At 56.8% G+C, this 4126-nt stretch carries 4 protein-coding genes; 2 read left to right on the top strand and 2 right to left on the bottom strand.

Going from position 1 to position 4126, the window contains the following annotated elements:
• Positions 1-117: 117 nt before the first annotated feature.
• Positions 118-1329 (top strand): hypothetical protein, encoded by a 1212-nt coding sequence (locus tag FN369_RS07625; RefSeq protein ID WP_142525581.1) that lies wholly within the window; start codon positions 118-120, stop codon positions 1327-1329.
• A 136-nt stretch (positions 1330-1465) separates the two neighbouring features.
• Here FN369_RS07625 and FN369_RS11190 read toward each other — a convergent pair whose 3' ends face one another.
• The gene (locus tag FN369_RS11190) at positions 1466-1657 is read right to left on the bottom strand and encodes a hypothetical protein (protein WP_142525580.1); all 192 of its coding nucleotides are present in this window, start codon (positions 1655-1657) and stop codon (positions 1466-1468) included.
• A gap of 16 nt (positions 1658-1673) precedes the next feature.
• Here FN369_RS11190 and FN369_RS11185 point away from each other — a divergent pair, with 16 nt between their 5' ends.
• Positions 1674-1829 (top strand): hypothetical protein, encoded by a 156-nt coding sequence (locus FN369_RS11185; protein ID WP_178087747.1) that lies wholly within the window; start codon positions 1674-1676, stop codon positions 1827-1829.
• A 559-nt stretch (positions 1830-2388) separates the two neighbouring features.
• Here FN369_RS11185 and iscB read toward each other — a convergent pair.
• Positions 2389-3687 (bottom strand): RNA-guided endonuclease IscB, encoded by a 1299-nt coding sequence (gene iscB, locus FN369_RS07620; RefSeq protein WP_142525579.1) that lies wholly within the window; start codon positions 3685-3687, stop codon positions 2389-2391.
• Between the last annotated feature and the right edge of the window lie 439 nt (positions 3688-4126).

Raw genomic sequence — 4126 nt, 5'->3', positions numbered from 1 at the left:
TCAGGCCGGGGAGGATGTCAAATTGTGGGGAAAAACACTCTCCAGACTCAAGTCTATCAGGTGGCAACGGAAGTTGCGCTCGACACCAGATGGGGCAGCCCGTAAAATAAGGCCGACATGTCACGACCGGTAGTCCTTCCTTACACGATCGCTTCCCTGACTGGGACGCTGAGCAATCCAAGCCCGGCAAGTGTTTTTGACAATAACTACCAAGCGCTTGCGAATGCCATCGATGATCCGGCAACGGGTTACATCAACTACGGGCAAGACACCGGAACCGTGAATGCCCTTGTGGTCACGCTGTCTCCTCCCGCAACGTCTTACGTGAATGGATTGACGCTTCTTGTGGCTCCCGCCAACAGCAACACGGGAGCATCGACAATCAACGTAAACGGGCTGGGAGCGGTCAACATAAACTCCGTTGCCACGAATGCGGCGTTGCAAAACGGGGATATCCAGGCGGGAATCCCGGCGCTCATGGTTTATAGCGCGGGGAACTTTGTGTTGCTTAACCCTTTGTCTCTCAGCGGACTCCCATCGACGCTCGCGCAGAGCGGGATTTGCGGATTGAGGCTTGTGCCTGGAACGACATCTTGGGGTTTGGGCGTGCCATCGGTATCAGGAGCAACAAACATATCATGGCAACCGTTCAGCGGGAATTGCGTTACACTCTGGAATACCAACGCAAACGCCTGGCAGCTATTCAGCATCCCGTCCTCCATCGTGATCACGCTCTCCAACTACGGGATCACCAGCACCACTACCGGCACATATGACATTTTTGCCGCATACAACAATGGGGTGGTGTTCACCTTACAACCATGGTCGAACGCAACCACCCCATCCGCCAGAACTGGAACTTCGAGTTTGATAACCTCTGGGACGAGCGGCTACAGCAACTGGAGGCTGCTCGGGTCCGTAAACGTAAGTAACGGGACATTCGACTTCAATTCTGGAGGAAACTTCTGGTTATGCGACGTGAACAACCCTGTTCCCGTTTTTGCCGGCGGATCTGTATCCCTTGTTTTGAGCAATGTTAACAACATGCTTGAAGGAACGATTGTACAGAGTGGAACGGTTGGAACGGGAGGCTCTTGGGTCGAGGGTGCTCCATCTTTCGAAACCGCAGTTCCGAGTGTCACTCTCCCTAACGGGCAAGTGTTCGGGGGAGGAGATAGCGGAATGGCGTTAGGTTCTTTGGGTAGTCAAGGCGGGTACGTTAATGGATCGGGACAATACTTTTACATTCACACAAATGTGCCCGTTATCGCCCAAGGTCCTCAGGTGGGAGGCTTTGGGAGCTACACTTTCGTAAAGTTGTTTATATGACCGCTCCCAGAGTAAACACGTTTCCAGCGTCGCAAACGCTTTCGCAGTTCGATTTGTTGAACGACACAGGGAGAAAGGTGTTTGCGCGTTATCTCGCCTCGTTGATCGGCGGCGTGCAGAGCAAAACAGCGACGCTTCAGAGCGCCATGGACAATCGGGGCGGATCCGGGGGAGCCGTTGCATTGACGACGGGCACATCTCTCCCAGCGAATACTTGGACCACGATTGCTTCCTTTACCTTGTCGCTACCCGCCGGGACGGTATTGATCGGGGGGGCTAACGTGTCTACCGGGGCGGGTAGCAGCGCCACGGTATATATGCAGTGCACAGATCCAAATAGTACAATGCTAGGGACATCCGGTTTATATCCCGCAGGGATGGGAGTGCTCAGTTTCACCATGTATTACTCGAGTGCTGTTTCCGGCACATGGAATATTCAATGCTATCCTTCCGTTGCCGGTTCCGTGGGCGGCGGAAATTACTGGTATGTCTATCTTTAGGAGTCGCCAATGTTAGGACAACCCGACGCAAGCAAGGATCCGGAGACCGGCAGCATTTTCGCGGGCTACCTGATTCCCGGTTCGATCTATTCCACTATCCCGCTGTGGGTGCAGGAGACGTTACCGGCAATCCCTCCGCTGCTGGGATCTGCGATGGGGAATGTTCAGGCTCCCTACACGATCCCAGGGGGAGTTTTCGGCGCGACCACAGTAGCAGGGCCGGCTTCGTCCCTAGTGTACTTGAGGAATATAACGCCAGCTCCCATTCCCGTATGGATGACAACGCCGCTCGAAGGCTATTCGCGATCCTATTCCTCTCCATAAGGCGATTCATTCGCCGCATCGGGACGCAATGAAAGTTCCCTTCACCGTTTCTCTCCCACAGAAGCAGCGCCTTCTTCCCTGGACGGAAGAACCACCCGAAAGCGCCTAACAGCCAGGGACGGGTGGTTTGTATGAAATCCACGTAAAAATGCGGGGCATTTCGGAAATGCTCCATCAAAACTCAGCGCGGGTACTCCAGCCAAGGGTTTTTGGCTGGAGCGGAAGCGCTGCCTCCTCACTGTGTGTAAACATAACCGTCGCTCCTTTGTAACAAGGTCAGGTGCTTTGGATGAACATCAAATACTTTGCCGTCCGCGCTCGGAACAAAAGAAAAAGAGGGCCGGAACCGGATGGCGATGCGCCCGAGGAAGGTTCCAGCGTATTTCCCCGCGGGGATGACGGCCCGCACGATATCCCCGGTCTGAAACCCCAGAAAGCGTTTGGCTCCGGCTTTATGGCCCACCGGGAACCCGTACCGGTTCAGCCGCGCCTGTTGCCGTTCTCCGTGGCCCATGGCGCGTATCGCCAAAGGGCGATGGTCGGCATCCAGGCGAACCGCACCACCGCTCTCGCCAACGCAGGCCGCGTCGATCCAGTGCGCCTTCGGGTAATTCTGCCGGTGCCGGTTCCACTTCGTGCGGCCACCCGTTCCCACCTCGACCGGCAGACCGATAGCTACCAAGCCGCGCCATAATGCCCAGCGGGTACTGTTCACGGCAGCGGCATCTTTCAAAGTCGCCTTGCGCTGGGCCTCGATGCGGGCAAGCCGCTTCGGATCTTTCTCCAGGAATTCGGCGACATCCCGATTGGCTTTGCGCTGATTGCAGGGACGACAGGCCAGCGTGAGGTTGCTCACACGGTCGCTGCCGCCTTTACTGCGGGGATGAATGTGGTCTATTTCGAGAGAAACGTTTTCCGCTCCGCAGTAGGCGCACTTGCGGCCCCACTTCTCCAATAAATACTCCCGGACCTCATACCCCTGCAAAGTCCCTTGCTGATACTCGGCACCGGAGCTCTCGGGGTTTTGCAGCGCCTGGGTGTCGAACCGCACCAGTTCCTGCGACAGCGCAGAAACCGGCGCCCAGCGCAGCAGGCGCTCGACCCAGGTCATGGTCGTGTCTACCCGATGTTGCAGGCTGGGCGGAAGCCAACCTTCCCGCCGGGTCCGGTTGTCGAAGCGGGGCGCACGGTAGCGCAGCTTTGCACGCCGGAACCGCCGATGCGCCCGGCGTTGTTCCAGAGCCTTGCGAATTGCGGCTCCCTGATGGGTCAGTTCTCCAGCCCAAATAACGGTCGGTCCGCGTCGGGCGAAATGGGCCACTAAAGCCATCCCCGTTTCCTTGCTACCGGGATCGAGCTTGATGCGGATCTGTTGAACTTCCCCGCCTTCCCGGTCCTTCAAGATGATGGTGAAAGGATGGCGCCGGAACACCGCCGCCTTACCCTTGCGCAACAACTCCCGCGCCCTGGCCGGATGGCAGGGCATGAGGGGTTGTCGGTTTTTATCCAGTACCAACACCCGATTCTGTGTCATGGACTACTCCTTTCTATCTGGGCTTCCGCCCGTAAAGTTCGCCTCGGCAAAGTTGATGAGGCTTGTTGGGAGACGGACACCGCTTGCACTACTCCCAGCTTGCTTTTAATCCGCCTCGACAGTAGCCCGAAACTGGCAACGCATCCCGGGGTGTCGTGACCTCACCAACATAGTTCACGGATGTCTCCGATCACTGAGCCTGGTCAACCAGGAGCCTGCTCTCACAAGCTCCGCCTGTAGCCCGAAGGCTCAGGGGGAGTGGTTGACGAGCTCGGAGTTGAATTTGCTTTGGGAGGAATGTAACGCTGATCTGGTAGGATCGGCGGCATCGTGGGAGCAGAAGCAAAAACCAACCGGAGCCTAAAATGATCTGTTTTAAGGGCGGGACACGCCCGGTTAGCCTGTGAAGTGAACGGTGCGGTAATGCCGTCAGCAGCAG

Origin of the sequence: Methylacidimicrobium cyclopophantes, from assembly GCF_902143385.2 — a bacterium.
Lineage (GTDB): Bacteria > Verrucomicrobiota > Verrucomicrobiia > Methylacidiphilales > Methylacidiphilaceae > Methylacidimicrobium > Methylacidimicrobium cyclopophantes.
Note: the sequence above shows the minus strand (reverse complement) of the source record. Positions and strands in the feature narration are given on the sequence as shown.